This window comes from Halorubrum rutilum (assembly GCF_024494565.1).
Window position 1 is genome coordinate 231,477 of sequence record NZ_JANHDN010000005.1, and the last position, 25,493, is coordinate 256,969.

Here is a 25,493-nt window from a genome sequence, read left to right on the forward strand (position 1 = left end):
GGATATTAATTTTCGAAATCGGTCGTATTTCGGCGGTCAGAAAAACCCCGTGCGATCCCACTCGGGTTCTCCGATCAGTCGAGTCGTCATCTTTCTCCCTCGTTATCCATCTCGCCTCATCATCCGTCTCGCCTCGTTATCCGTCTCCCAGCCTCGATCCAACGCGACGTCGCGAGGTGGGGCAGGGCATCGCCAGCCCGGTATGCTGGTCGTTCGTCGCTCCCGACTTCCTCGGCGCCTCACTCGGAACGGATGGTTTCCCACGACGGAACCGACCGCTCGCGGTGTCGTGGATCGCCCGCAACAGATGTATCGAATACCGCTATAGAAACTGCCGGGATCAGATCCGGATCTCGGAGGTCGCGTCTTCGGCGTCGAGGGCGGCTATCGCGCGCTCGACCCGCGGGTCGCCCTCGGCCGCGTTCCGCATCAGGACGGTCTCGCTCGGGAAGAGGTGCTCCCCGACGACGAGCCCGTGGTCGCGGGCCGTCGACCCGGTGACGGTGAGGTAGACGCCGACGCCGGTTCGCGCGATGCCCGCCTCCTCCTCCTCGTCCGGCTTCGGATAGACGAAGTCGATCCCGTCGAGCGCGTCCGTGCCCAGCACCGCCGTGACCAGCCGCTCGTACCGAGGCGAGATACACAACGACCCCTCGTAGTCGGCGAGGAACGCGCGGTCGAGGTCGGTTCCGGGTCGGAGCCGATCGGGGCGAGCCATCAGCGTGTGATAGACGGTGTCTCCGAGCCCGTTGACGACCCGAACGTCGGTGTCGACGGGGTCGATCCGGTCGTTGACGTCGGCGATCTCGCCGAGTCCCTCCGGTCTGATCCCGACGACCTCCTCCAAGACGAGGTCCGCCGAGTCGAAGCCGAGCGCGAACTCGTGGGTGCGGAGGGCGCGGAACGGCTCCTCGCGGCCGACGAGCTTCAGGCTGACGTCGCCGAGGTCGACCGTGGCGGCGTCGAAGACGATCCGGCGCGGCTTCCCGTCCCGGTCGTCGCGCAGCAGCGTGAACTCCGGCTCCGTCGGCGCGTTCGGGTCGGAGTACTCGGCGAGCCGCTCGTAGGGGCCCGCCTCGGCCTCGACGCGGTCCTTCGTGATCGCCTTCTCGTAGCGGAGCGTGTTGCTCACGCCGTCCGCGAGCCGCTCCAGCCGGTCGTCGCGGCCGACGGTCGCGATCCGTTCGAGGACCGCTTCGAGGGGCCGGCCCTTCCGCGGGACGGCGACCGGTACCGGTTCGCTCATTGTCCGAGGTGGGTCGCCGCGGGTGAAACGGGTTGCGCTTTCCGTCGGGAGACCGAGGCTCCCGTCCGACGCGCTCGCAACGAAGAGAGGTCCCGTCGAGACGCCTTCTACGGCCCGAACGCCTCGTTGAGCCGCTCCCGGAACGCCTCCAGCTCCTCCAGGTGGTCGTTGATCTCGTCGAGCTCGGCCTCCACGTCGTCGAGGTCCTCCCCGAGCCGGTCCTCGACCTCCGTCAACCGGGTGTCGACCTCCGCGAGGTCGTCCCAGAGGTCGTCGAACTCCTCGTCGAACCGGCCCAGTCGCGACTCCACGTCCTCGACGCGGTCCGCCGTCGCCTCGGCCGCGGCGGCGGCGTCGTCGACCTCCTCGTACAGCGTCTCGACGTCGTCGTCGACGTCGTCGAGCGCCTCGTCGAGCGCGGCGGTCCGCTCGTCTATCCGCGAGACGTCGTCGGTCACGTCCCCGACCGTCGCCTCCACGTCGTCGACGGCGTCCTCGACGCTCGAAACGGTCGTTTCGACCCCGTCAACCCGGTCGCTGACGCCGTCGACGCGCTCCGTGACGGCGTCGACCTCCGTCGAGACCGCGTCGACGGAGTCGTCGACCTCCGAGACCGCCTCGCGCAGGTCCTCGCGGTCGGCGTCGGCCGCGTCGACCCGCTCGTCGAGGGCGTCCATCTCGGACTCGACGCGCTCCACCTTCCGGTCGAGCTCGTCGAGGATCTCGCGCGCCGTCCCCTCTCCGTCGATGAACTCCGCGAGCGCGTCGGCGTACGCCTCGATGTCGGCGACGCTCGACTGGAGGCGAGCGATCCGGACGTCGACGCTCCGCGGGACCCCGACGTCGAGCTCCTCGCTCAGGGTGTCGAGGTCCTCCTCCGCGACCTCGCCGGCGCGGATCTCGGCGGCCAGCGCGGCCGCGACGCCGTCCTCGGGGGCCGCTCCCGGCCCGGAGCCGGCCGCGGGCGCGTCGCTCCGGCTGTCTCCGGGCTCGTCGGCCGCGGTTCCCTCGTCGACCCCGAACTCCTCGTCGCCTTCGGTCTCCCCGTCGGCCTCGTCCTCGACGTCGGCGTCGACACCCTCGTCGGGTTCGGACGCCGGTTCCGAATCGCCCGTCACCGCCGGGTCGTCGGCGTCGTCCGGGGCCTCGGTCGACGCCGACGACTCGCTATCGCGGACCGTGACCGCCGGGGTGCCGACCGCGGAGACGGTGCGCGGCTCGGGGGCGTCGGTCTCGTCGCCTCCGACGGCCACGTCGTCGCCCTCGGCGGTCGGCGTATCTCCGGCGTCCGCTTCCGCCGTCTCTGCGGGCGGCGCCTCGTCGGTTCCCGCGTCGGCGACCTGGTCTTCCATCCCCGGAAGGGTAGCGCGATCGCCGGAGAGCACCTCCCTGACGGCGTCCGTGTCGCCGGCGCCGAGGACGTCTTCGATCTCCTCGCCGACCGGGACGTGCTCGATGACGGGCGTGCCGAGGAACCCGTCGAGGTCCGGGTCGTCGTCGCGGATCCCGAACACCGTCTCGACGGCGTCGCCCGGGTCGAGCACGCGCTCGAACTCGACGCGGTGGTCCTTGTACGCCGTCCAGTTCTCGCTCTCGTACTCCGGGTGGAACCCGATGCGGTCCATCGGGAACGACTCCGGGATGCGGTCGACGATCCGCACCCGCACCGGGTCGTCGCGGGTCGAGGAGAGCTCGTAGGTGACCGCGGGCACGGGGAACGCGTCGTCGGTGAAGGATTTCTCGACGCGAATACCGTCCTCGTCGACGGTCGTCGTCGCTTCTGCCGTCCGTTCGCTCATACGGAGACCCTCCCGGAGCAGGGGCTTAAATTCCACGGGCCGCGTTTCGGCGCTGATAACCGCCGCGGCCCGGGACTCGCGGCCTCACCCGGCGAGACTGGACCGCCTACAGGTCGATCCGGTCGCCGATCTCGACGATCTCCAGCCGGTTCGGGTGCTCGAAGCTCCGCACGTGCTCGTGGAGCGCGGTCGGGTCCGCCGTCAGCCCCTTCCACATGTCCCAGTGCGTCGGGACGAGCCGGTCCAGTTCGAGGTCGTTCGCGGCCTCCGCGGCCTCGTTCTCGTCGCTGTACCACTTCGTGCGGACCGGCTCGCCCGTCTCCTTGTCGGGGACATTGCCGACGGAGCCGAACGCGAGGATTCCGAGGTCGACGTCGAACTCGTCTGCGAGCCCCGGGAACGACGCCGCGGGCTTGCTGTCGCCGGCGTGGAACACGGTGCCGGCGTCGTGTTCGATCACGTACCCGACCGGGTGCGTGGCGTCCGGGTCATGCGTTTCGACGACGTGGACCGTGAACTCGCCGATCCGCAGCTCGTCGCCCTCGGTCACCTCCAGGAAGGCCGCCTCGTCGACGTCCCACTCGTCGGTCCAGCGCTCCTCCTCGCGCGCGACCGCGAGCGAGTCGTCGGGCGCGACGAAGTCGGCGTCGGTGTTCGCGAGGATCGGCGCCTGCGAGGGCCCGTGGACGTGGTCCGTGTGTTCGTGGGTCGCGAGCACCGCGTCCGCCTCGTCGACGTCGGCGGGATCGAACGGGACGGGGATCATCCGGACCGTGCGGGGCGGGTCGCCCGTCCCCACGTACGGGTCGATCCAGAGGACGGTGCCCTCGCTCCCCTTGATCGCGAAGCCGTTACAGCCCAGGTACCACAGCGCCACCGTGTCGGGGTCGGCGTCGGCCACCGCGCGCGGCAGCCAGTCGCCCCAGTCGGAGTCGGCCATGGCAGTCGCTGCGGGGGCGTCCGGGGTAACGATTCCGGAGTGCGCTCGGATTTCGGGGGGATACTGACACCGTCGCCGAATCGCGTGGGTCTGCAAACGACGGAAGTCCGTCCGACGTCGAACGCGTAAATCACATATCGCTATATGAATTCGACGGCGCGCGGACGGACGGTCGCGAGGGCGCGATCCCGGGTCCTCGCCGCGGGCGCGTAGGCGTCCGCCGGCCCCGCTCACCCGCGGAAGAGCTTCACGACCTCGTCGACGACGTCCGACTCGACGGCGAGGATGTACCGCTCCGAGGGCTCTAACATCGTCCCCGGACCGGCGAGCGCCTCGCGGTCGGCGGTCGAAATGAGGAGGCTCCCGGTCGGCAGGGCGACCTCTTCGAGCCGGCGCCCCGCCACCGGGGCCGACTCGGTGACGGTGACCTCGATGATGTCGAGCTCCGCGGTGGGGAACACGAGCGTCCGGATCCCCTCGCCGGTGAGCATGTCGGCCGCGTGGTCGCCGCCGAGCGATGTCGGGATGAGCGTGGCGTCGACGACCTCGTCGCGCCCCTCCTCGCTCCGGGCCTCCGACCGGGCGAGCGTCCGGATCGACGGCGAGAGGTGATGCGCCGTCATGCAGATCTCCATGTTCGTCTCCGTCTCGTCGGTGAGCGCGGCGATCGCGTCGGCGCCGGCGAGGTCCGCCTGCCTCAGGATCGACGCGCGCGTGGCGTCGCCGTGGATGACCGGCCCCAGGTACGCGTCCGACAGCGCCTCGACGCGCTCCCCGTCGACCTCGATCAACACCACGTCGTGGCCCCGGTCCGTGAGGTTCTCGGCCGCCTGCAGCCCGACGCGCCCGCCGCCCGCGATGACGAACCGCTTCGGCCGGGTCATCGCGGCGACTCGCGGTCGGCGTCGGTATCGATCGGTCTCGGGCTCCGATGCGTCCGCACCATCGGTTTCGGGCCTCGTCCGCCATCCGGATAAAACGTTATGAGAGTGGATCACATTTACTGACACAGCAGAATCCACCCGACAAATGAAGTGTTTGCATAATCGCCGCTTCAACTGCACGATGGACGACACAGGAAACGATCGGTCCGACCGATGAGCGGGAGTCAGACTCGGTCCCCCGAGGCCGAGCTCGGGCTGCTCGACGCGACGATGATCGGCATGGGGGCGATGATCGGCGCCGGCATCTTCGTGCTGACCGGGCTGGCGGCCGAGATCGCCGGCCCGGCCGCCATCGTCGTCTTCGCGCTGAACGGGGTCGTCACCGCGTTCACGGGGCTGTCGTACGCCGAGCTCGCGAGCTCGATCCCCAAGAGCGGCGGCGGGTACGCCTTCGTCCGGGAGATCTTCGACGACCTCTCGTCGTTCATCATGGGCTGGATGCTCTGGTTCGCGTACATGATCGCGGGGGCACTGTACGCGCTCGGGTTCGCCCCGAACTTCCTCGAACTCCTCCACGTCTACGAGATCGTCCCGCCGCCGGGGGAGGTCGGCGCGGTCGCCCTGCCCGTCGTCGACGCGGCGCTCCCGGTCGGCTTCCTGCTCGCGTTCGTCGCGGTGCTCGGGCTGGTGGCGCTCAACGCGGTCTCGACCGCCGCCAGCGGGAGCGCCGAGACGGTGTTCACGATCATCAAGGTGTCCATCCTGCTGGTGTTCGTCGCCTTCGGGCTGGCGTCGCCCATGTTCTCGGGCGCGGAGTTCCAGCCCCTGTTCCCGGAGGGGAGCGGCGCGGGCGCGGTCCTGCCGGCGATGGGCCTCACGTTCATCGCCTTCGAGGGGTACGACCTCATCACGACCGTCACGGAGGAGGTGGAGAACCCCCGCGAGAACATCCCGAAGGCGATCTTCGTGAGCCTCGCGGTGACCGTCGTGGTCTACCTGGCCGTCGTCGCCGTCGCGATCGGGACGCTCGGCGCGAGCGGGCTGGCCGAGGCGGGAGAGGCGGGAATCGCCGCGGCCGCGACCTCCTTTATGCCCACGGGACTGCCGATCATCCGGAACGGGGGCGCGCTCGTCGTCTTCGGCGCGGTGTTCTCGACGCTGACCGCGCTGAACGCGGTCGTGATCGCCTCCTCGCGCGTCGCCTTCTCGATGGGCCGCGAGGGCCAGCTGCTCCCCTCGTTCGGGCAGATCCACCACCGCTACGGGACGCCGTTCGTGGCGATCCTCGCCAGCGCGGTGGTCATGCTCGGCTCGGTCGCGCTGCCGACCCAGAGCGCCGGCAACATGTCGAGCCTCTTCTTCCTGCTGTCGTTCGTCATCGTCAACGTCGCGGCGATCAGGCTCCGCCGCGAGCGCCCGAACATGCACCGCCCCTACGAGATGCCGTTTTACCCGGCGCCGCCGCTGATCGGGATCGCGCTCAACCTGGTCCTGACCGGGGTGCTCGTCGAGTACCTGCTCCGGACGGACCCGCTTGCGCTCGCGCTCAGCGCGGCGTGGATCCTGCTCGGCGGCGCCGCGTACCTCGCGCTCAACCGGTTCCGCGCGGAGCCGGACGCCGGCTCCGCGGCGGCCGACACCGAAATCACCCCGGAGGCCGAAGACTGACCCATGACGAGCTCACTCGACGTCGTGATCGCGGGCGGCGGACGCGTCGGCTTTCAGACGGCTGAGATCCTCGCGGACCGCGGCCACGAGGTGACGATAATCGAGCGGGACGAGCGGATCGTCTCCGAGATCGCCGACGAGTGGGTCGCGACCGTCGTCCGCGGCGACGCGACGAACCCGGACATCGTCGAGCAGGCCGGCGTCGAGCGCGCCGACGTGATCGCGGCGCTCACCGGCGAGACGGGACTGAACCTCGCCGTCTGTCTGGCCGCCAAGGAGCTGTCCTCGTCGATCCGAACGGTGGCCCGGATCGACCGCGCCGCCGGGGAGTCGTACACGCGGTTCGTCGACGCGGTGCTGTTCCCCGAGCGCGCCGGCGCCCGCGTGGCGGCGAACGAGGTGGTGGGCGACGACGTCCAGACGCTCGCGGACGTGACGGGCGACCTCGACATCATGCAGATACGCGTCGCCGAGGGGGCGCCGGCGGCGGGGAAGTCGCTCACCGAGGTCCGCTTTCCAGAGGGGACACTCGTCGTCTCCGACGCCGACGGTCACCGGGTCGCCCGTCCGGACACGACGCTGACGCCGGGGAAGCGCTACGTCGTCGCCGTCGAGTCCGAGGTCGCCGACGAGGTCATGAACCTGATGCAGGGGTAGCGTCTCGGGGGCGGAACCGGCCCGGCGGGTCGGGTCGCGTACCGAAAGAGACGGACTGCGACGCCCTCACTCCCCGCCGAGCTCCCACTCCGCGTCGAGCTCGCGGTGGGCGAACGGGAGCGCGTCCTCGCCGCTGTAGCTCGCGACGAGGTGGCCGTCGCCCTCCAGGTAGTACTTGTACGTGGTGAGCCCCTCCAGGCCGACCGGGCCGCGCGCGTGGACCTTCCCGGTCGAGATGCCGACCTCGGCGCCGAGCCCGTAGCGGTAGCCGTCGGCGAAGCGGGTCGAGGCGTTGTGGAAGACGCTCGCGGCGTCGATCCCGGTCATGAACGCGTCGGCGGTCGACCGGTCCTCCGTGACGATCGACTCGGTGTGTTTCGAGCCGTGCGCGTTGACGTGGTCGACCGCCTCGTAGGCGTCGCCGACGAGCTTGATGGACAGTTCGAGGTCGCCGTACTCCGCGTCCCAGTCGTCGTCGGTCGCGGCGCCGACGTCGACGATCTCGCGGGTCGCGGCGTCGCCGCGGAGCTCGACGCCCGCCTCCTCGTAGCGCTCGACGAGGTCGGGGAGGAGGTCGGCCGCGACGGACTCGTGCACGAGCAGCGTCTCGACCGCGTTGCAGACGGCCGGGTATTGGACCTTCGCGTCGAAGGCGACGTCGGCGGCCATCTCCAGGTCGGCGTCGTCGTCGACGTAGACGTGACAGACGCCCTCCGTGTGGCCGAGCACGGGGATCTGCGTGTTCTCCTGGATGTACGAGACGAACTCCGAGGAGCCCCGCGGCATCACCAGGTCGACCGCGTCGTCGCGTTCGAGGAGGCGGTCGACCTCCTCGTGGGCCTCGACGAGTCCCGCCCAGCCGTCCGGCAGGTCCGCGGTCGCCTCGCGGATCACGCGGTGGAGGACGCGGTTCGACTCGCTCGCCTCGCTGCCGCCCTTGAGGATGACGGCGTTGCCCGACTTCAGCGCGAGCGCCGCGATCTGGACGAGCGCGTCCGGCCGCGACTCGAAGACGGTCGCGACCACGCCGATGGGCACCGACACGCGGTACAGCTCCAGGTCCTCGTCGAGCTCGCGGGCCGCGAGCGTCCGGCCGAGGGGGTCCGCCTGCTCGGCGACGGACTCGACCATCTCGGCGATGTCCTCGAGCTTCGCGGCGTCGAGCTTCAGGCGGTCGACGAGCGCCTGCGTGTACTCGCCGCGCGCCAGCATCTCTTCGGCCGCCTCGACGTCCCGCGCGTTCGCGTCGAGGATCGCCGACTCGTTCGCGCGGAGCGCGTCGGCGATCGACCGGAGCGCGTCGTTCCGGGTCGCCTCGTCGGCGTTGGCGAGCCGCAGGGCGGCCCGCCCCGACGCCTCGATCAGTTCGTCCGTGTCCCGCTCGACCTCGGTCGTCTCACTCATTGGTCTCACCCGCTGTCGGCACGAATAGCGTGCCCGTCGGTTTACCGGCTGCGATCCGCTCCAGCACGTCCCGCGTCGCCGACCCGGCGATGACCGCCGGCGCGCCGTGCTCCGCCACGTCGCGGGCGCCCTCCACCTTCGTCTGGATCCCGCCGAACTCGGAGGTCGTGCTCTCGCCGATGAGCTCCCGGACGGCGTCGTAGTTCGCGCCGACGGCCTCGATGAGCGCCGCGTCCGCGTCGCGCTTCGGATTCCCGGTGTAGACCCCGTCGACGTCGGTGAGCGTGACGAGCAGGTCGACGCCGAGCGCGATGGCGACCGAGGCCGACAGCATGTCGTTGTCGCCGATCCGCAGCTCGTCGGTCGCGACCGCGTCGTTCTCGTTGATCACGGGGACGACGCCCCACTCTAAGAGGGTCTCGACGGTGTTCGTGAAGTTGTCGAACCGCTCGGGCGTGTCGAGGTCGGCGCCGGTCACGAGGATCTGCGCGACCGGCTGGTCGTACCGGTCGAAGCTCTGCGTGTAGTGGCGCATCAGGAGGCTCTGCCCGACCGTCGACAACGCCTGGCTCTCCTCGATCTCGTCGCGCCCCTCGTCGACGTCGACCGCGGCGCTCCCGCCGCCGTTGCCGAGCCGGCCGATCCCGGCGCCGACGGCCCCCGAGGAGACGAGGACGACCTCCTTGCCGCGCCGCCGGAGGTCCATCACGTCGGCGACGAGCTTGTCGAGCTTCACGCGGTCGAGCCGGGACTCCTCGTCGGTCAGGGAGTTGGTGCCGGCCTTCACCACCACGCGGTCGGCCTCGGCGGCCGCGGTCCGCGTGCGCTCGACGGCCTCGGCGTCAACCGCCCCGACCGCGACGCCCTCACTCGTCATCGAACGCCTCGGCGAGCTCCCGCGAGCGCTCCTCGGCCGCCGCGACGGCGTCGATCACCGCCTCGTCGGCGTCGCTGTCCCACAGGACCTCCATCCCCTCGATCGTCGTCCCGTTGGGCGAGCAGACCGCGTCGATGAGCTCGTCGACGCTCCGGTCGTCGCGGAGCACCGTCTCGGCCGCGCCCTTGAACGTCTGCGCGGCGAGCGTCTCGGCCTGCTCGGGGTCGAGCCCGCCGTCGATCCCGGCCCGCTTCACCGCGTCGATGAGGTAGAACGCGAAGGCGGGGCCGCTGCCGTTGACCGCGGTCGAGACGTCCATCAGCGACTCGTCGACCTCGACGAACTCGCCGGCGTCGTCGAGCATCGCGCGGACCTCGTCGGTGAGGCCCTCTTCCGTCGCCGCCGCGGCCATGTCGCCCGTCTCGGCCGCGAGGTTCGGCATGATCCGGACCACGCCCGCCGCGGTCCGCTCCGCGACGAACTCCCGGGGGAGCCCCGCGGCCAGCGTCACGAGCCGCTGGTCGGCGCCGAGGTCGAGGTCGTCGAGGACGTGCTCGGCCACGTCCGGCTTCACCGCGAGCACGACGACGTCGGCCGACTTCGCCGCGTCGACGTCGTCGGTCGTCTCGTCGACGACGTCCTCCACGGCGGCGAGCGCGTCGGGATCGAGGTCGATCGCCGTCAGGTGATACGAGCCGGTTCTCGCGAGGCCGCGCAGCAGGGCACCCCCCATGTTTCCGCAGCCGATGACGCTCACGCGTGTCATGTTACCTGCAGGGAGTACGCTCAGGGTCATACCAACTGCGGTTTCGGCGAGACCCCGACCGGTGGCGTCGAGAGGGGCTCGGCCCCCCGAACGGGGGTCAGATCAGCCGCTCGTACAGCGACCGGTACTCCGCCGCGATCGCGTCGAGCGAGAACGCCTCGCTGCGCGCGGCCGCGTTCGACCCGAGCCGCTCGCGGAGCGCGGGGTCCTCCAGCCGCCGGACCGCGTCGGCGAAGGCCGCGACCTCCGACCCGGCGTCGCCCCCCGAGTCGCCGTCGGCGGGGTCGACCTTGAGGCAGTCCTCGCCGTCGTCGAGCCACGAGAACGTCTCGATGTCGCGGACGACGACCGCCTTCCCGGCCGTCATCGCCTCCAGCAGCGCGATCCCCTCGTTCTCCTCGTGGGTCGGGAACAGGAACACGTCGCCGGCGGCGAACGCCCCTCGAACGTCGTCGACGAACCCGGTGAACGTGCAGTTGTCGGGCGACCCCTCGATGAGCCGGGTCGTCTCGCGGCCCTTCAGGGAGAGGTCGAGCGGGCCGAACCACGCGAAGTCGACGTCGGGGAGCGCGCGAGCGACCTCGACGAACGTCTCTAACCCCTTCCGCTTGATCACGTGGCCGACGAGGAAGACGGTGGGCGGGTCGAGGTCGTAGCGCTCGCGGTACTCGTCCTCCAGCGACTCGAAGCCCGCCAGCTTCTCGCGGTCGACGCCGTTCGAGATGACGGTCGTCGGCCGGTCGGTGTACCCCTCGATCACGCCGCGGTTGTACTCGGAGGGGCAGACCAGGGCGTCGGCGAGCCCGTACGCGCGGCTGAGGTAGGGCCTGAGCGGCCTCGCGAGCGCGTTCGTGAACCGGAAGCTGTCGCCGAAGTCCTCGGCCGTGACGTGGGTGTGCGCGACGACCGGCACGCCGCGGTCGCGGGCGCGCTTCGCGTACCACACCGAGCGCGGTCCCATCAGGTTGCAGTGGAACGCGTCAGCGTCGAGGGTCGGCTCGGTCGTGTACGCGATCCCCTCGCGGTCGAGCATCTTGCGCTGGTGGACGACCGACTCCTTGATGCCGCCCGTGACGCGGTCCTCGAACTCGAAGTAGTGGCTGACCTTCATCGCGTCGCGGCGTCGGCGGCGACGGCGGCGTCGCGGGCCGCGTCGGCGCTCACTCGACTTCCAGCCACGGGACCTCCATCAGCGGCGGGATGTGCGTCTCGATGTGGTGTTCCCAGACGCCCTCCTCGCCGAACGCCTCCCCGTGGTCGGCGGTGACGACGACGGTGCCGTCCAGCTCCTCGACGAGCTCCGCGACCGATTCGAGCGCGATCCGCAGGTTCTCCTCGTAGAGGCGGAGCGCCGTGACGCGGGTGCCGTCTTTCACGAGGTCCGCGGGGTCGAGCTCCAGCCAGAGCCCCGCCTTCTGCGCGAACTCGCTGTCGTCGAGCCGGCTCTCGATCTTCGGCCGGACCGTGTCGCTGAGCGAGGAGAGGAGGCCGCCGTCCCCGTCGGTCTCGGCCGCGTCGCCCGCTCCGCCTTCCTCCTCCTCCTGCCGCTTGATCCCCTTCTGGATCTGCTTGAGCTTCTGCCCCTTCCCGCGCGAGAGGTACGGGGCGTGCGGCTGCATGTAGTGGAGCACCGTTCGGTCGGCGCGCTCGACGGCGTCGAGGTTGTTCCGGTACGCTTCCGCGAGCCCCTCGGGCGGGACCGTGCCGAGGTCGTCGTCCCACCCGGTCTTCCAGACGTCGTGGATGTCGCTGATGTGGTCGGAGGCGGTCCACTCGTAGTCGCAGCTCGCGCCCCACTTCAGCTCGTTCAGCGGGATCCCGAGGTCGTTGATGAAGGGGTTGCCGGAGAAGTAGGCGATGTCGTGGTCGCCGGTGAACGTCCGGTAGGCCCACTCCGGGGTCGACGAGCCGACGCTCCGGCGCTTCTCCACGTCGCCGTCGAGGTACTCGTCGTACACGTCCTCGAACACGTCGTAGCGACACGCGTCGAGGACCAGACAGTAATCCCACTCGGACTCGAGGAACCGCTGGTCTTCCATAGGTTGCGCTACCGTACCCGACCGACCGTTGTATTCCTGTTGGTGCGCGGTCGGCGGCCGGCGGAGCGGACCGCCGGACGCGGCCGGGACGACCGGGACCGGGCGCCGACGGCCGCGATCAGACGTTTCAAGTTCGCCAGCGACGCAGTGGCGGTATGGACGGGACGCGTCGCCGCGGGCTGGTGATCGGCGGAGTCGCGGCGGTCGCGATCCTCGCGGTGCTGTTCGTCGTCGTCGGCGCGGACCGAGTGGTCGACACGCTGCTCGCGGCCGACCGCGGGCTGGTGGCGGCGACGTTCGGGATCGCGCTCTGCTGGCTGCTCGCGTGGAGCCTGATGCTCAGGACGGTCCTCGGCGCCGTCGAGGTCGACCTCCCGGTCGCGACGTCGTTCCTCGTGTACGCCGGCGCCGTCTTCGCGAACAACGTCACTCCCTTCGGCCAGGCCGGCGGCGAGCCGGTCGCCGCGGCGCTCATCGCGAAGGTGTCGGGCTCGCGCTACGAGACGGGGCTCGTCGGCATCGCCAGCGTCGACGTGCTCAACGTCGTCCCCTCGATCTCGCTGGTGTTCCTCGGGGTCGGCGCCTACGCCGCCACCGCGGCCGTCGGCGAGCGCCTCGGGGTCGCCGTCGGCGTCGCCGTCGCGCTGATCGCGGCGATCGCGGCCGCGATCGCCCTCGGCTGGCGCTACCACCGGGCCATCGTCGATCGGCTCCCCGCGGCCGTCGGCGGCCTCCTCGGTCGGCTGAAGCGGTTCGACGCGGCCGCGGTCGAGGCGGCGCTCGCGACGCGCCTAGAGAACTTCTTCTCGGACATCGAGCGCGTCGGCACGAGCCCCCGCCGCCTCGCGGCCGCGGTCGCCCTCTCGCTGGCGGGCTGGACGCTCCAGGCGACGGCGCTCGCGGTCGCGTTCGCCGCCGTCGGGAGCCCGATCGCGCCGGAGGTCGCGCTGTTCGCGGTCCCGCTCGCGTACGTCGCTGGCGCCACCCCGCTGCCGGGCGGACTGGGGGGGATCGAGGCGGCGTTCGTCGCGCTGCTCGTTCCCACCACGGGCGTCGCCGCGTCGACCGTCACCGCCGCCGTGCTCGTGTTCCGCGGCGCCGTCTACTGGCTCCCGATGCTGATCGGGGGGCTCTCGGTCTCGGCGCTCGGGATCGACGCGGTGCGGTGAGGGGGCGCAGTCCCGGGCGGACGAACGGCCGCGACGGTGTCGGACTCCCTCTCGACGGTCCGCCGTCAGCGTCCGTCGGCCTCCACGACGCCGGTCAGTTCGTCGACCGCGAGCCGAACGAGCGCGAACACCGCCTCTTCGGGCGCGTCGAACACGTGGTAAAACGGGATCTCGGCGTCGCGCTCGGCCTGACTGACCGAGCGGTCGCTCGGGCGGTGCGTGTCGAGGTCGTCGACGGTGCTGCGGTGTTCCGGCCTGCCGCGCGCGAGGACGCTCGTCCAGCCCGCCTCGGTCTCGTCGGCGACGACGAACGTCGCGCGCTCCGTCGCGTCGATGAACTCCCGCTTGCGGCTTTCCGGGGCGTATCCGAGCCGGAAGTACACGTCGCGGTCCGCCGGGTCGTACGTGAACGCCACCGGGACCGCGTAGGACTCGTCTCCCTTCGCCAGCGAGAGCGTCCCCACGGACTGCGTTTCGAGGAACGACTCGATCGCCGCGTCGTCGAGCGCCTCGGCCGTCGGCCGGCTCATACGTCGACGTGTGTCGGTAGCGCCCTAAACCCATCGCGGCCGTCGTCGGGTCCGTCGGCGTCCGCGATCCCGGCTCCGTCCCCGATCCCGGTTCCGTCCGCGCCGTCGACGGCCGGGCACTCGATCGAACGGCGGACGACCGCCCCCCGGACGATCGCCGGCCGGTCGACTCGCCTCAGAAGAACAGCCACAGCACGAGCAGCACGTACAGCGCCAGCAGCGCGATCACCGTCAGCCGGATGAGGATGTTGACGCTGAACACGAGCCCGTTGTAGTCGTTCTTCAGGAGCTTGAGCGGCTCGGTCTTCTCGCTTTCGAGCCCGATCGTCGCGGGGGAGACGTCGTCGATCGCGCGTTGGACCGCGGCGTCGAGCGCCTCGACGTTCGACCGGGTCTTGTTCGCGAGCTCGTGGACCGAGGCGTGCGTGTCGGTCGAGAACACGAGCACCTCGTCGAACTCCCCGCGGTAGCCGGCCGCGAGCTCGCGGATGTCGGGGGTGACGCCGTTGGTGTCGATCCCCATCGTGAGCACGTCCTGGCCGTCGACGGACTCGGCGATCGCGATCATGTCCCGGTCGTCGCGCACCACCTCGAACCCGGCGGCGTACTCGTGGAGCGGCTCCTCGGCGAGCCGCTCGCGGAAGTCGTCGAAGCGACGCTTCAGGCGGTCGGCCTCGCTCGACCCGTACTGGACCTCCTTCGTCGGCCCGTCCTGGATGTCGTGCTTGTGGAGGTCGACCAGGAGCAGCTCGGAGCCGTCGACGTCCCGGGTGAAGACGCCGGTGTCGTAGTCGTCGATCCCCTCGCTGTGGAGGAAGACGACCTCCTTGTCGCCGATCCGCCGACCGTAGAACTCGATCTCGCCGTAGTCCTCGTGGACGAGCCGCGAGGCCCGGTCGGCCCCCTCGGGGTCGCCGACCGCGTCGAGTATCTTCTCGGCGTCGCTCGGGTTCGAGAGGTCCTCCTTGTGCGTGCACGGGACGTGCAGGAAGAAGCCGTGCCCGTCGCCGCCGTTCAGCGCGTCGATGACGTTCCCGCTGAGCTGGCCGCCGCCGAACCCCCCGAGCGGGCCGGGGTGGACCCACGGCGCGGCGAGGGTCAGCCGGTCCCCGTTGTCGATCGCCAGCGTCTCGACGGCGGGCTCGGCCTCGACGCCGAGGTCGAGCGACTCCCGGTCGTTCCGGAGGATGCCGGACGTGAGCGCGAACGCCGAGACGTCCGTGTTGCTCCGGATGAGGTAGTCGACCAGGGCGAGCACCGACACGAGGAACCCGGCCGCGATCAGCAGCGACGCGAACGCGAACACGTGTCGGTACGTCGAGAAGCCGAGGTCCGCGCCCCCGAACGCGTAGAACGCCGCGATCAGCGCCGCCGGCTCCGCGAGCGACACGAGGAGGATCCGCTTGTAGCGGTCGATCCCCGTCGACACGACGAGCGCGAGGATGTTGATCAGGTAGATGGTGATGAAGAGGAGCCAGACGATGCTCCACGCGTTCCCGACGTCGTTGGCGCCGGAGAGCACCAGCGCGTAGACGAAGAACACGAACTGGTTGGCCAGCGCGAGGAAGAAGCTCCACGACCGCGGGTAGCTGGGGAGCAGGCGGTGGAACAGCTCGCCGGCGAACAGGAACGGGAGGAGGAAGAGGAGGGCGGCGACCGGCAGGACGCTCTCGGGGGCCGGCACGACGAAGATCGACATCGACAGGGCGGCGTACGAGACGAGGCTGTAGACGACGCTGAGCCCGATCAGCGCCGGGACCTGCAGCTTCAGCGGCGGGACGCTGAACACCAGCCGCTGGAAGACGTCGACGTTGTCCGCCCCCATCTACGAGGACACCCCGTAGATCGACTCCAGCTCGTCTATCGTGCGCGTCACGGAGAACTCCTCGACCGCCTCCCGGGTCCGGCGGTCGCCGTCGAGGCAGTCCCGCACCGCCCGCTCCATGTCGTCGAGGTCGCCGTACGCGAACCGGGCGCCGTTGGCCTCGCCGATGGTCTCGTCGAACGGGGAGACGTCGGCCGCGGCGACCGGCGTCCCGCAGGCGTTCGCCTCCAGCGTCGAGAGCCCGAGGGTGTCGCAGGTCGAGGCGGTGACGAAGACGTCGAGCGCGGAGTAGAACGCGGGGAGGTCCTCGCGCGGGAGGAAGTCGCGGAACCGGACGTTGTCCGGGGCGTCGCGTTCGAGCGCGTCCCGCACCGGTCCCTCGCCGACGAGTTCGAACGACAGGTCGGGCGTCCGCTCGGCCAGCCGGAGGATCTCGTCGACGTTCTTGTTGCGGGTCATCCGGCCGCTGTAGCCGACCGTCGGCCCGTCGCGCTCGAACCGCGAGCCATCGACGGGGCGGAAGGTGTCCGTCTCGATGCCGACCGGGAGCTTGCGCGGGGCCACGTCGCGCCGGATCCGCGACGTCGACGCGGTGACGCAGTCGAACGAGCGGAGGAACCGGTTCTCGTAGGCGACGTACAGGCGCCCGGCGACCTCGGAGAGCGACTCCAGCTTGAGCCCCTGGACGAAGTAGTCCTCGACCGGCGTGTGGTGGGTGTAGACGGACTTCACGCCGCGCTTTCTCGCGTACCGGCGCCCCATCAGCCCGGTCGACGCCGGCCCGTGACAGTGGACCACGTCGAGGTCGGGGAGCGTGGAGAGCCGGCGGTAGAGCGGGACGCGGTACTGGCGGTAGAAGGGGTTCGGCAGCGACGGCACGGGGAGCTCCCGCTCGTCCGGGTCGTGGCTGCTCGCGGGGTAGACGACGTACACCTCGTGGCCCCGGTCCTCCAGGCGGTCGCGCCACGCGCGGATCGTGTAGGTGACGCCGTCGACGCCGGGGAAGTAGCTGTCGGTGAAGAATCCGATGTTCATGCGAGGGTCCGTCGGTCGCGCGTCCGCCGGAGACCCCTCTCCGGAGGCGCGGCGGCGGCGTTCTGGCGCGTCGGCTCGCCGGGCGCGGCGTTCGGGGAGGGCGAGCGCCGGCCGGACCGCGGCGACGCGTCGGGGTGTCCAGCGGGTCGCACGGGTTCTGTCTCTCGAATTCTCCATCGGATAGCTTCAACATTTTCATTCCGAACGCGGAGAGCGCGGTCCGTCCCGGCCGCGCTCCGGCTGCGCCCCGCCCCCGCCAGCGGCGCGGGCCGCCGCGACGGCGACCCCACGCTTAATCCGACGCGGCGCGGATCCCGACGCATGATATCGACGGAGCGCATGGCCGCGGTCGACGCCAACGCCGCGGCCCTCGGCGTGCCGCGGAAACAGCTGATGGAGTCGTCGGGCAACGCGGTCGCCCGCGAGGTGCGCGCGGTCGCCGACCCCGGCGCCGAGGTCGCGCTGCTGTGCGGGCGCGGGAACAACGGCGGCGACGCGTTCGTCGCCGCCCGGTTCCTCGCCGCGTACGACGCGACGGTTCACCTGCTCGGCCGCCCCGAGTCGATCCGGACCGACATCGCCCGGGAGAACTGGGCGGCCCTCGGCGCGGCCGAGATCCCGGCCGAGACCGTCACCGACTCGGCCGACCTGTCGCTCGGCGACCCCGACGTGGTCGTCGACGCGATGCTCGGCACGGGCGCGACGGGCGCGCTCCGCGAGCCCGAGCGCACGGCGGCGCGGCTGGCGAACGGGAGCGACGCGACGGTCGTCGCCGTCGACGTCCCCTCGGGGATCGACGCCGACACCGGCGAGCCGACGGGAGCCGAGTCGGACCCGTTCGTCGACGCCGACCGCGTCGTCACCTTCCACGACGAGAAGCCGGGGCTCGGCGCGCTCGACGCCGCCGTGACGGTCGCCGACATCGGGATCCCGGCGGCCGCGGAGCGGTTCGTCGGCCCCGGCGACCTGCTCGCGCTCGGGCGGGACCCGGACTCCCACAAGGGCGAGAACGGCGAGGTGCTCGTCGTCGGCGGCGGCCCCTACACGGGCGCGCCGTCGCTGGCCGCGCGGGCCGCGCTCCGGGCCGGCGCCGACCTCGTGCGCGTCGCCTGCCCGGAGACGGTCGCGCGGGAGGTACAGGGGTACTCCGCCGACCTGATCGTCCGCGGGCTCCCCGGCGACCGGCTCGGCCCGGCCCACGTCGACCGCGTTCGGGAGCTCGCCGCCGCCAACGACGTGGTCGTGCTCGGACCTGGGCTGGGCGACGACGACGGGGCCCGGGCGTTCGCCCGCGAGCTCCTCGCCGCGTACGACGGTCGGGCCGTCGTCGACGCCGACGCGCTCCGGGCGGTCCCCGAGGCCGACACGGACGCCGAGCTGGTCTGCACGCCCCACCAGGGGGAGCTCGTCGGGATGGGCGGCGAGACCGCGAGCGACCCGGACGAGCGCGCGGCGCTCGTGCGCTCGTTCGCCGCCGACCTCGGCCACACGCTGCTCGTGAAGGGCGCGGTCGACGTGGTCAGCGACGGCGACGCGGTCCGGCTGAACCGCACGGGCAACCCGGGGATGACCGTCGGCGGGACCGGCGACGTGCTCGCGGGCGCGGTCGGCGCGCTCGCGGCCGTGACCGACCCGTTCCGGGCGGCCGCGGTCGGCGCCCACGTCAACGGGCTGGCCGGCGACGCCGCGGCCGAGGCGTTCGGGAACGGCCTCGCGGCGACGGACTTACCCGACCGGCTTCCCGAGGCGATGCGTGATGAGTGACGAACGGGAGGCGGCGGAGCCGGCGGACGAGCTGACCCACACCGACGCGTCCGGCGAGGTCCGGATGGTCGACGTCGGCGCGAAGCCGGACACGAGCCGGCGCGCGGTCGCGCGCGGCGAGATCCGGCTGACGCCCTCGACGGTCGCGGCCGTCGAGGCCGACGAGGTCGGGAAGGGCGACGTGCTCGCGACCGCCCGGGTCGGCGCCGTACAGGCCGTCAAACACACGTGGGAGACGATCCCGATGTGCCACCAGATCCCGATCACGAACGTCGACACCGACTTTTCCGTCGGCGACGACCGAATCGAGCTGACGGTCGGGGTGGAGACGACCGGGAAGACGGGTTGCGAGATGGAGGCGCTGGAGGGCGTCACCACCGGGCTCAACGTCGTCTGGGACATGGTGAAGGCCGCCGAGAAGGACGCCGACGGCGGCTACCCCGACACCCGGATCTCGGGCGTGGAGGTCGTCGCGAAGGAGAAGCGGGCGCTCGACGCCGGGGACGGCTGATACCGGCCCGGCCCCTTCAGCGGTCGAGGAAGGGCGGGATCACGACCTCGGCGCGCTTCTCGTCGCCGCGCACGACCACGCTCACCTCGGCGCCGGGGTCGGCGTAGCTCTCGCGGAGGTAGCCGAGACCGATCGGCTCGTCGAGCGTCGGGCTCATCGTCCCGGAGGTGAGGTGACCGACCCGCGTGAGGTCGCCGTCGGTCACGGCGTAGCCGTGTCGCGGCACGCCCCGCTCCAGCAGGCGGACGCCGACGAACCGCTCGTCGATGCCCTCCTCCTTCTGCGCCTCGAGGGCGTCTCGGCCGACGAACTCCGCGTCGAGCTTCACGACGAAGCCGATCCGCGCCTCGTAGGGGGTACGGGGCTCGTCGTCGGGGTCGAAGTCCTGCCCGGAGAGGAGGTACCCCATCTCCGTGCGGAGCGTGTCGCGCGCGCCGAGCCCGCAGGGCCGGGCGGCCGGGGCGCTCGCGTCCCCGTCGCCCTCCGCTCCGGCAAAGGCCTCCCAGACGTCCTCGGCCGCGTCGGTCGGACACATGACCTCGAACCCGTCCTCGCCGGTGTAGCCGGTGCGCGCGACCCAGCTATCGGCGTCCGCGACCGCGGCGACGGTCGCCTCGAACTTCGAGAGGCCGACGGCGCGGTCGCCGGGGGTCGCGTCGCCGACCGCGTCGGCCGCGTCCGGCCCCTGCACGGCGAGCATGGCCCAGTCGTCCGTGGCGTTCGCGACGGTCGCGTCGAGCCCGTTCTCGTCGCGGTGGTCGGTCCACCGGTCGATCATCTGCTCGTCGTGACCCGCGTTCGGGACGAAGAGGTACGCGGGGTCGCCCTCGCCCGCGTCGAGGTCGCGGTCCATCTCGGCGAGCGCGTCGGCGCCCTCGCCCGCCTTGATCCCGTCCGGGAGCCGGTAGACGACGGTGTCGTCGAGCATGATCCCCCCGTCGTCCGTGATCGCCGCGTACTGCGAGTCGCCCGGGTCGAGCGCCGTCACGTCGTTGGTCGTCAGGCGGTTCATCAGCGCCGTCGCGTCCGGCCCGGAGACCTCGACCTCGCCCATGTGCGAGACGTCGAAGACGCCGACCGACTCCCTGACCGCGGCGTGCTCCTCGCGGATCGAGTCGAACTCGACCGGCATCTGCCAGCCGCCGAAGTCAGTGAACGTCGCGCCGCGCGCCTCGTGGGTCTCGTGGAGGGGCGAAAGCCGATCGGTCATGGCGGTACGGTCGCCGGGACGCGCCTAAGGTCTTGCCATCGGGACGGTTCCGGCGCGGGAGGCGGGCCGCCGACAGCCTCAAGCCGCTCCCCCTCTCCTCCCCTCACGTGAACCGGAAGGCCGCCGGACTCCTCGCGCCCGCCGCCGCGGTCCTGCTCGTCGCGCTCGTCGTCGCGGCGGTCGCCGGGGCGTGGCCCCCGTTCGTCGCCGTCGAGAGCGGGAGCATGGAGCCGGCCGTCGAGCGCGGCGACCTCGTCGTCGTCACCGCGACGGATCGGTTCCCCTGGGGCGGGCTCGTCGGGCACGCCGAGCCGGGCGCGCCGACGCGGCTCGGCGACAGGGGCGACGTGGTGGTGTTCGAACCCCCGGACGCGGGGACCAGGCCGATCCTCCACCGGATCGCGTTCCCGGTCAGCGCGGGCGAGGACTGGACCGACCGCGCCGACCCCGCGCTGCTCGACGGCGACTGCGACGACATCGCGGCCTGTCCCGCGCCCCGCGACGGGTACGTCACCTACGGCGACGCCAACGGCGAGTACGACCAGAGCGCCGGGATCGCCCCGGTCGTTCGCGAGGAGTGGATCTCGGCCAAGGCGCTCGTCTCGGCGCCGGACCTCGGCTGGTTCCGCGTCGGCGTCGACGCCGGGATCGCCCGGCTCGGCCTCCTGCCGACCGCCGTCGGCGTCGGCGGCGCCGCGGCGCTCGCGGGCGGCTTCGGCGCGGTGCTGATCGGGCTGATCGGGCGGATCGGTCGCGGGCGCGACGGACCGCGGGAGTGACGCCGCGGGCGGAACCGATGACGCGGCGTCGCGCCGACGCGGCGCTCACTCCGGGTCGGAGTCGACGACGGCGTCCGGTTCGGCCTCCGCGTCGACCGCATCCTCCGCCGCGTCGACTTCCGCGCTCTCGGCGTCGGGCTCGCCGCCCGCCCCGCCTTCGGCCGCGTCGCCCTCGTCGAGGGTGACCGACCCGTTCGCCGCGTTTCGGAGGGCGTCGGACCGCCCGAACTCGCCGGGCGCGATCGCGAGGGTCCGGATCCCGTAGCCGTTCGCCGCCTCGACGACGGGCTTGAAGTCGGTGTCCCGGGAGGCGATCGCGAGGACCGACATCCGGTCCTCGGCGGCGAACCGGGCGGCGTCGACCGCGAGCCGCACGTCGACGTCGCCGCTCGTGATCACGACCTCGAACCCGCGCGCCTCCGCAGCCTGGATGAGCCCCGGCGTCGCGTGCTCGTCGAGGTAGAGCCGCGTCGTCACCAGCGGCCCCTCGGCCTCGGCGGCCCGGCGCACGTCGTCGAGGTCGACGTCGAACTCCTCGCGCAACACGTTTGGGCCGTCGACGAACAGCGCCACGCCGACCGGCTCCGCGTCCTCCCGGCTGGATTCCATGCCCCGGTGTCGGCGGCGGGCGGAAATATGCGTGCTGGTCCGCGGTCGGTCGAACCGACGCGGCCGACCGCCCTCGATCAGTTCCATCGACCGCACCGGACGCCCACGTTATACACCTTATATCCGTTTTACGACCTGATCGACGACCGTAGAGGCTATACGGAGTATTGAAGTAGGATGTCCAAGAATAACGAGTTAAGATGTCGAACCACGACACCTTCACCGTGATTTCCGAGCAGAACGATCACGAATGCACCACGCTTCGTGCACATCCCCGCAACGAGACGTACCACGTCGTCGACTACGCCGACGACGACGCGCGCGACGCGGTCGCCGACCTGCCCGTCGGGTCGGTAGTAAAGATGGAGCTGTCGCGCGCCGGTCGCCGCAGCAACGTCTGGCGCGCCGAGTCGGTCCGGACCGCCCACACCGACGGCGGGAAGCGCGAGTAAGCGGGACCGGTCCTCCCGTCGCCCTCGCGTCGGTCGTCCCGGACCGGCCGCCGTGATCCACCTCCAATCGCGCCCCCGTGCCCGTCTCTGGTTTCCCTCCTTCGTTTCCCGCTTTCGCCTCTATCCTCCGTTCTCGCCTCCATCTTCCGTTCTCGCCTCCATCCTCCGTTCTCACCGCCGTCGTTCCGCCGGGGTCGCCGCTCCGCTCCCCGATCGGTCGGGCCCCTCTCGCCGAAGCAAATATATTAGCGGCTTCTTATATTAGCATACACAGATATGGCTCGCCAACAGTCGTCGGAAGTCCGATCTGACGGGACCGCCGCCGCGGACGACGGGTGCTGTTCGGGGGTCGAACACCCGCTCTCGGGCCGTGAGGTCGAACTCGACGTCGACGCGCTCGCGGCGCTCGGCAACGAGACGCGGTACGAGGCGCTCCGGCTCGTCGCGGCGACCGAGGGCGGCACCTGCGGCTGCGAGATCGAGCCCGCGCTCGACGTGAGTCAGGGAGCGGTCAGTCAGGCCCTCTCGCGGCTCCGCGACGCCGGGCTCGTGACGCGCCGAAAAGAGGGACGCTGGCGGTACTACGACGCGACTGAACGCGCCGCTCGGCTGCTCGACGTGCTCGACGAGACGCGCCCGACCGACCGGGGCGAAGGGGGTGAGCGGCCGTGAGCGACCGAGCCGATTCGGCGGGTGACGGGGCGACCGCCGACGCAGACGCGGATGCGGACGTGACCGACGTCGACGCCGCCGAGCGACGCTCCGTCGTCCGAGAGCGATACGCCGGCATCGCGACGCGGGCGTCGACGTGCTGTGACGACGGCGATGCCTCGGACGTCGGTTCCGATCGGATCGGCTACGCGACGGAGCAGATCGAAGCCGTGGAGGACGGGGCCGACCTCGGGCTCGGTTGCGGGAATCCGACCGCGATCGCGGCCCTCGAACCCGGGGAGACGGTCCTCGATCTCGGCTCTGGCGGCGGGTTCGACTGCTTCCTCGCGGCTCGGGAAGTCGGGCCGGAAGGACGCGTCATCGGCGTCGACATGACTCCGGAGATGGTCGAGCGGGCCCGCGAAAACGTCGAGCGAAACGACGCCGAGGCCGTCGAGTTCCGACTGGGAGAGATCGAGCACCTGCCGGTCGGGGACGCGTCGGTCGACGTGATCCTCTCGAACTGCGTGATCAACCTCTCGCCGGAGAAGCCGCAGGTGTTCCGGGAGGCGTTCCGCGTCCTCCGACCGGGCGGTCGGCTCGCGGTCTCCGACGTGGTCCGCACCGCGCCGTTCCCGGACGACGTGCGGCTCGACCCGGACTCCGTGACCGGCTGCGTCGCCGGCGCGTCGTCGATCGAAGAGATCGAATCGTTCCTCGGCGACGCGGGGTTCGTCGACGTCGCGGTCGAGCCGAAGGCGGGGAGCGAGTCGTTCATCCGCGACTGGGACGACGACCGCGACCCGAGCGAGTACGTCGTCGCCGCGACGATCGAGGGCCGTAAGCCGCGGTCCTGAACGGGGGCGGCGCGGTCGCGGCTTCGCCTATCTGTCGCCCGTCAGCCGCGGGTTCGTCACGGCGCCGTCGGCCGCGGAGGCGAAGTCGCGCGCGTACTTCGCGAGGATCCCGCCCTCGTACTGCGGCGCGGGCGCCTCCCACGCCTCGCGGCGCTCCGCGAACTCCTCGTCGGAGAGGTCGACCGAGAGGTCGCGCTCGGGGATGTCGACGGTGACGTGGTCGCCGTCCTCGATGAGGCCGATCGGGCCGCCGTCGGCCGCTTCCGGGGCGACGTGGCCGATCATCGGGCCGCGGGTGCCGCCGGAGAAGCGGCCGTCGGTGAGCAGCGCCACGTCGTCCTCGTGGCCCGCGCCGACGACGGCGGCGGTGACGCCGAGCATCTCGCGCATCCCCGGCCCGCCGGTCGGCCCCTCGTTCCGGATCACGATCACGTCGCCCGAGTCGACCGCGCCCGACTGGACGTACTCCATCGCGTCCTCCTCGTTCTCGAACACGCGGGCCGGCCCCTCGTGGTAGAACTCGTCGTCGCCGGTCACCTTCAGCACCGAGCCGTCGGGCGCGAGGTTGCCGTCGAGGATCTTGATGGCGCCCTCCTCCTCCTTCGGGTCGTCGACCGTGTAGAGGAAGTCGGCCTCGATCTCCGAGTCGTCCGGGAGCGCGCCGCGCGCCTCCAGCTCGTTGAGCTCCTCGGCGAGGGTGCGACCCGTGACGGTCATCGCGTCGCCGTGGAGCAGGTCGGCCTCCAGCAGGCGGCGGAGGACGACCGGGACGCCGCCGACCTCGTGGAGGTCGTTCATCACGCGGGTCCCGCCGGGCTGGAGGTCGGCGATCTTCGGCGTGCGCCGCGAGATCTCGTCGAAGTCCTCGATCGCCAGGTCGACGTCGGCCTCGGCGGCCAAGGCGAGCAGGTGGAGCACGCCGTTCGTCGAGCCCCCGATGGCGGTCTGGAGGGCGATCGCGTTCTCGAACGACTCCCGCGAGAGGATGTCGGAGGGACGGCGGTCGTTCTCGATGCAGTCCAGCACGAGCTCGCCCGCCCGTTCCGCGACCTCGTAGCGCTCTTTATCCTCGGCGGGCGCGGAGGCCGAGCCGAGCGGCGCCATCCCGAGCGCCTCGGAGATGGACGCCATCGTGTTGGCGGTGAACATCCCGCCGCACGAGCCCGCGCCGGGACAGGCGTGGCGCTCCAGCTCGTCGAGCTCCTCGCCGCTCATGTCGCCCTCGGCGTAGGCGCCGACGCCCTCGAACACCTGGACGATGGTGACGTCGCGCCCCTCGTGTTCGCCGGGCATGATCGAGCCGCCGTAGAGGAACACGCTCGGCAGGTCGGTGCGGATCGACGCCATCAGCATCCCGGGGAGGTTCTTGTCGCAGCCCGCGACGGTCACCAGCGCGTCCATGCGCTCGCCGAACGAGACGAGCTCGACCGAGTCGGCGATGACCTCGCGGGAGATCAGGCTCGCCTTCATCCCCTCGGTCCCCATCGAGATGGCGTCGGAGATGGTGATCGTCCCGAACTCGATCGGCATCCCGCCCGCCGCGTCGATCCCGTCTATCGCCGCGTCGGCGACGTCGTCGAGGTGGACGTTACACGGCGTGATGTCGGCGGCGGGGTTCGGCACGCCGACGATCGGCGACGAGAGGTCCTCGTCGTCGAACCCCATCGCCCGGAACATCGAGCGGTGCGGGGCGCGCTCGGCGCCCTCGGTCACGTCCCTGCTCCGCAGGTCCTCGTCCTTCTCGCCCGCGAACCGGTCCGCGTCGCCTCCGCGTCGACGGGGGGACTCCCCCTCGTCGGGTCTCGGCTGCTGTTCGCTCAT

At 71.4% G+C, this 25,493-nt stretch carries 25 protein-coding genes; 9 read left to right on the forward strand and 16 right to left on the reverse strand.

What is annotated here, in order from left to right:
• Positions 1–340: 340 nt before the first annotated feature.
• From NO900_RS12265 to NO900_RS12280, 4 genes are all read right to left on the reverse strand, one after another.
• A complete protein-coding gene (locus NO900_RS12265) occupies positions 341–1,246 on the reverse strand; it encodes a phosphoribosyltransferase HisG-related protein (protein ID WP_256409507.1) in 906 nt (301 codons plus the stop codon).
• A gap of 107 nt (positions 1,247–1,353) precedes the next feature.
• Positions 1,354–3,045 (reverse strand): hypothetical protein, encoded by a 1,692-nt coding sequence (locus NO900_RS12270; RefSeq protein ID WP_256409508.1) that lies wholly within the window; start codon positions 3,043–3,045, stop codon positions 1,354–1,356.
• Between the two features lie 106 nt (positions 3,046–3,151).
• Positions 3,152–3,985 (reverse strand): MBL fold metallo-hydrolase, encoded by an 834-nt coding sequence (locus NO900_RS12275; RefSeq protein ID WP_256409509.1) that lies wholly within the window; start codon positions 3,983–3,985, stop codon positions 3,152–3,154.
• A 230-nt stretch (positions 3,986–4,215) separates the two neighbouring features.
• Positions 4,216–4,869, reverse strand: coding sequence for a potassium channel family protein (locus tag NO900_RS12280; protein ID WP_256409510.1), 654 nt, complete (start codon positions 4,867–4,869; stop codon positions 4,216–4,218).
• 213 nt (positions 4,870–5,082) lie between these two features.
• On the opposite strand from NO900_RS12280, the gene NO900_RS12285 reads away from it, so the two are divergent.
• Both NO900_RS12285 and NO900_RS12290 read left to right on the forward strand, forming a co-directional pair.
• Entirely contained in the window at positions 5,083–6,537 is a 1,455-nt protein-coding gene (locus tag NO900_RS12285; RefSeq protein ID WP_256409511.1) for an APC family permease, read from the forward strand.
• Positions 6,538–6,540: 3 nt separating this feature from the next.
• Positions 6,541–7,194, forward strand: coding sequence for a potassium channel family protein (locus NO900_RS12290; protein ID WP_256409512.1), 654 nt, complete (start codon positions 6,541–6,543; stop codon positions 7,192–7,194).
• A 66-nt stretch (positions 7,195–7,260) separates the two neighbouring features.
• On the opposite strand, the gene NO900_RS12295 is transcribed toward NO900_RS12290, so the two are convergent.
• The 5 genes from NO900_RS12295 to NO900_RS12315 form a co-directional block, all read right to left on the reverse strand.
• Positions 7,261–8,598, reverse strand: coding sequence for a glutamate-5-semialdehyde dehydrogenase (locus NO900_RS12295; RefSeq protein WP_256409513.1), 1,338 nt, complete (start codon positions 8,596–8,598; stop codon positions 7,261–7,263).
• The gene (gene proB / locus NO900_RS12300; protein WP_256409514.1) at positions 8,591–9,475 is read right to left on the reverse strand and encodes a glutamate 5-kinase; all 885 of its coding nucleotides are present in this window, start codon (positions 9,473–9,475) and stop codon (positions 8,591–8,593) included. The genes NO900_RS12295 and proB overlap by 8 nt, the downstream gene beginning before the upstream one ends.
• Positions 9,465–10,241 (reverse strand): pyrroline-5-carboxylate reductase, encoded by a 777-nt coding sequence (gene proC, locus NO900_RS12305; protein WP_303654777.1) that lies wholly within the window; start codon positions 10,239–10,241, stop codon positions 9,465–9,467. Before proC ends, proB begins: the two co-directional genes overlap by 11 nt.
• A 97-nt stretch (positions 10,242–10,338) precedes the next feature.
• Positions 10,339–11,352, reverse strand: coding sequence for a glycosyltransferase family 4 protein (locus NO900_RS12310; protein WP_256409515.1), 1,014 nt, complete (start codon positions 11,350–11,352; stop codon positions 10,339–10,341).
• Between the two features lie 49 nt (positions 11,353–11,401).
• Positions 11,402–12,280: a hypothetical protein gene (locus tag NO900_RS12315; RefSeq protein WP_256409516.1), complete on the reverse strand. Its 879-nt coding sequence runs from the start codon at positions 12,278–12,280 to the stop codon at positions 11,402–11,404.
• A gap of 155 nt (positions 12,281–12,435) precedes the next feature.
• Here NO900_RS12315 and NO900_RS12320 point away from each other — a divergent pair, with 155 nt between their 5' ends.
• On the forward strand, positions 12,436–13,449 hold the full coding sequence (locus tag NO900_RS12320) for a lysylphosphatidylglycerol synthase transmembrane domain-containing protein (RefSeq protein WP_256409517.1): 1,014 nt from the start codon (positions 12,436–12,438) through the stop codon (positions 13,447–13,449).
• Between the two features lie 65 nt (positions 13,450–13,514).
• On the opposite strand, the gene NO900_RS12325 is transcribed toward NO900_RS12320, so the two are convergent.
• Genes NO900_RS12325 through NO900_RS12340 form a run of 4 tightly spaced genes read right to left on the reverse strand, consistent with a single transcriptional unit; the run spans position 13,515 to position 16,839 of the window.
• Positions 13,515–13,979, reverse strand: a complete 465-nt coding sequence (locus NO900_RS12325) for a pyridoxamine 5'-phosphate oxidase family protein (protein WP_256409519.1) — start codon at positions 13,977–13,979, stop codon at positions 13,515–13,517.
• Positions 13,976–14,170, reverse strand: coding sequence for a hypothetical protein (locus NO900_RS12330; protein WP_256409520.1), 195 nt, complete (start codon positions 14,168–14,170; stop codon positions 13,976–13,978). Before NO900_RS12330 ends, NO900_RS12325 begins: the two co-directional genes overlap by 4 nt.
• Entirely contained in the window at positions 14,155–15,804 is a 1,650-nt protein-coding gene (locus NO900_RS12335) for a DUF2070 family protein (protein WP_256409521.1), read from the reverse strand. The genes NO900_RS12330 and NO900_RS12335 overlap by 16 nt, the downstream gene beginning before the upstream one ends.
• Positions 15,805–16,839: a glycosyltransferase gene (locus NO900_RS12340; protein WP_256409522.1), complete on the reverse strand. Its 1,035-nt coding sequence runs from the start codon at positions 16,837–16,839 to the stop codon at positions 15,805–15,807. It abuts the gene before it with no gap.
• 321 nt (positions 16,840–17,160) lie between these two features.
• Between NO900_RS12340 and NO900_RS12345 the strand changes: the two genes are divergently transcribed.
• Together NO900_RS12345 and moaC are read left to right on the forward strand one after the other, a co-directional pair.
• The gene (locus NO900_RS12345) at positions 17,161–18,603 is read left to right on the forward strand and encodes an NAD(P)H-hydrate dehydratase (protein WP_256409523.1); all 1,443 of its coding nucleotides are present in this window, start codon (positions 17,161–17,163) and stop codon (positions 18,601–18,603) included.
• Positions 18,596–19,114: a cyclic pyranopterin monophosphate synthase MoaC gene (moaC, locus tag NO900_RS12350; protein WP_256409524.1), complete on the forward strand. Its 519-nt coding sequence runs from the start codon at positions 18,596–18,598 to the stop codon at positions 19,112–19,114. The genes NO900_RS12345 and moaC overlap by 8 nt, the downstream gene beginning before the upstream one ends.
• Before the next feature lie 16 nt (positions 19,115–19,130).
• Here moaC and gcvT read toward each other — a convergent pair whose 3' ends face one another.
• A complete protein-coding gene (gene gcvT / locus NO900_RS12355) occupies positions 19,131–20,324 on the reverse strand; it encodes a glycine cleavage system aminomethyltransferase GcvT (RefSeq protein ID WP_256409525.1) in 1,194 nt (397 codons plus the stop codon).
• A 107-nt stretch (positions 20,325–20,431) separates the two neighbouring features.
• Between gcvT and NO900_RS12360 the strand changes: the two genes are divergently transcribed.
• Positions 20,432–21,103: a S26 family signal peptidase gene (locus NO900_RS12360; RefSeq protein ID WP_256409526.1), complete on the forward strand. Its 672-nt coding sequence runs from the start codon at positions 20,432–20,434 to the stop codon at positions 21,101–21,103.
• Between the two features lie 45 nt (positions 21,104–21,148).
• Here the strand turns inward: NO900_RS12360 and NO900_RS12365 are convergent, their stop codons facing one another.
• Positions 21,149–21,712: an NYN domain-containing protein gene (locus tag NO900_RS12365; RefSeq protein ID WP_256409527.1), complete on the reverse strand. Its 564-nt coding sequence runs from the start codon at positions 21,710–21,712 to the stop codon at positions 21,149–21,151.
• Positions 21,713–21,912: 200 nt separating this feature from the next.
• Between NO900_RS12365 and NO900_RS12370 the strand changes: the two genes are divergently transcribed.
• The 3 genes from NO900_RS12370 (at position 21,913) to arsM (ending at position 23,672) form a co-directional block, all read left to right on the forward strand.
• The gene (locus tag NO900_RS12370; protein WP_256409528.1) at positions 21,913–22,164 is read left to right on the forward strand and encodes a DUF7999 family protein; all 252 of its coding nucleotides are present in this window, start codon (positions 21,913–21,915) and stop codon (positions 22,162–22,164) included.
• A 276-nt stretch (positions 22,165–22,440) separates the two neighbouring features.
• The gene (locus NO900_RS12375) at positions 22,441–22,836 is read left to right on the forward strand and encodes an ArsR/SmtB family transcription factor (protein ID WP_256409529.1); all 396 of its coding nucleotides are present in this window, start codon (positions 22,441–22,443) and stop codon (positions 22,834–22,836) included.
• Positions 22,833–23,672: an arsenite methyltransferase gene (gene arsM / locus NO900_RS12380; protein WP_379791789.1), complete on the forward strand. Its 840-nt coding sequence runs from the start codon at positions 22,833–22,835 to the stop codon at positions 23,670–23,672. The genes NO900_RS12375 and arsM overlap by 4 nt, the downstream gene beginning before the upstream one ends.
• 27 nt (positions 23,673–23,699) lie before the next feature.
• On the opposite strand, the gene ilvD is transcribed toward arsM, so the two are convergent.
• The gene (gene ilvD, locus NO900_RS12385; protein ID WP_256409530.1) at positions 23,700–25,493 is read right to left on the reverse strand and encodes a dihydroxy-acid dehydratase; all 1,794 of its coding nucleotides are present in this window, start codon (positions 25,491–25,493) and stop codon (positions 23,700–23,702) included.